This window comes from Methyloterricola oryzae (genome assembly GCF_000934725.1).
Classification (GTDB): domain Bacteria; phylum Pseudomonadota; class Gammaproteobacteria; order Methylococcales; family Methylococcaceae; genus Methyloterricola; species Methyloterricola oryzae.
The window spans coordinates 1-1,914 of sequence record NZ_JYNS01000064.1 but is presented as its reverse complement, the minus strand read 5'-3'; the positions used below and the strand labels follow the sequence as shown (position 1 = coordinate 1,914).

Genomic DNA, 1,914 nt, shown 5'->3' with positions numbered 1-1,914 from the left:
CGCATCGCTGGCAGCTTGAAACCACTCCCGCTTAGTTCCTCCAAGCGCGATCCGATTCCGGATTGCGTCAACATGGGATCGCCACGCGCTTACGGTCGAGCGCTCTTGGAGCAGGTCCTTCCGGTATGGCAAGCGTGTCAGGCGAAAACTCTCGCCCTTATGGGCCAAGACACGGTCGATCGGCTCGATGAGGCGGCGCGGCGCTTGGTGGCTCAGGCCCCGTAATTTTTGGGTCATTTTAATTGTATATACATATCTGGGAGGTCGCCCATGAAACTCGAGGAACATCCCACGGTTCGTCAGATTCGATCGCGACCGGTGGCCGTGCCGGCCAGTGAGCTTCCATATCTAGACGCGGAAGGGTTACGTCAGCAGGCTCTTGCAGTCGGCGCGGATGATGTCGGCTTTGTTGAGATCGGGCGGTCGGCGTTGGACGACCAACGTGCTGATATCCTGCGGCACGTTCCGTATACGCGGACCCTCATCAGCTATGTGGTGCGCATGAACCGGGAAGCGATCCGCACTCCGGCAAGGTCCGTCGCCAATCTGGAATTTCATCATGCGGGCGATGAGGTCAATGAGGTCGGTCGCCGCTTGGTGCGTGTTCTGGAAGAACAGGGCATTCGGGCCGTGAATCCCAGCATGGGCTTTCCCATGGAGATGGATCAGTTCCCCGGGAAGCTCTGGGTCGTCTCGCATAAACCGGTCGCCGAGGCGGCCGGCCTGGGACGTATGGGAATACACCGAAGTGTGATCCACCCCCGCTTTGGGAGTTTCGTCTTGCTGGGGACCGTCTTGATGGAGGCCGAGGTCTCGGCGTATTCCCAGCCCATCGACTACAACCCCTGCCTGGAATGCAAACTCTGCATCGCCGCCTGTCCGGTGGGAGCCTTATCGAACGATGGCCACTTCAATTTCTCCACCTGTTACACCCACAACTACCGGGAGTTTATGGGCGGTTTTACCGATTGGGTGGAACAGGTGGCGGAAAGCCGCGGAAGGCTGGACTACCGCCAACGGGTGAGCGATGCCGAGTCGGCCTCGATGTGGCAGAGCCTGGCATTCGGCGCCAATTACAAGGCCGCGTATTGCTTGGCGGTCTGCCCGGCGGGTGAGGCAGTGATCGGACCGTACTTGGCGGACCGCAAGGCCCACGTCAAGGCGTACGTCGACCCGCTCCAGAAAAAGGTTGAGGCCTTGTACGTGCTGGCCGGCTCCGATGCGGAGATTCATGCCCGGAAGCGCTTTCCCCACAAACGCCAGGTACGAGTCCGCAACAGTCTCCGACCGCGAACGGTGGAGCAATTCATTCAAGGGCTGCCGCTGTTGTTTCAGCGCGCACCGGCAGCCGAGCTTGACGCGACCTACCACTTCGCCCTGACCGGCCCTGAGACCCAGAGTTTCACCGTGGTCATTCGGGATCAGACCGTTCGTGTCACGCCCGGACACACTGGGCAGGCAAATCTTGCCGTGATGGCCGACTCGCAGACCTGGCTGGGATTTCTGGCCGGCGAGCGGAGTCTCTCCTGGGCGCTACTTCGGAGGCGCATCCGCCTCAACGGCTCACCCCGCTGGCTGATCCGCTTCGGACGCTGCTTTCCGAGTTGATGAAAAACAAGGGAGCCCCGTTCAAGCAAGTTTCGCAACGGGATGTGCCGGGTTGAAAAGCCGAAATGAACCGATTGTCAGACGGATGAGGAGACAGACGCATCAGATATCCTGGGGCAACTCCACCCCAGATGACCGTCATTCGGACTCATTGCAGCTTTTTTGGACTATTCGGTCATTGCCGACATTCAGCGTGAACAATACCATGCGCTTAGGGAAGCGCCGATTAATGGGAGTTTTTGACGTGCTTGGGCCGACTGCGCTCGGTTTGGTTCGTGGTCAGGCGTAAATTGGTCCGAAAGAGCG

General features: G+C 59.5%; 1 protein-coding gene. It reads left to right on the top strand.

The window, feature by feature from the left end:
• Window positions 1–270 precede the first annotated feature (270 nt).
• Window positions 271–1,608: an SCP2 sterol-binding domain-containing protein gene (locus tag EK23_RS21255; protein ID WP_045227403.1), complete on the top strand. Its 1,338-nt coding sequence runs from the start codon at window positions 271–273 to the stop codon at window positions 1,606–1,608.
• The last annotated feature ends 306 nt before the right edge of the window (window positions 1,609–1,914 follow it).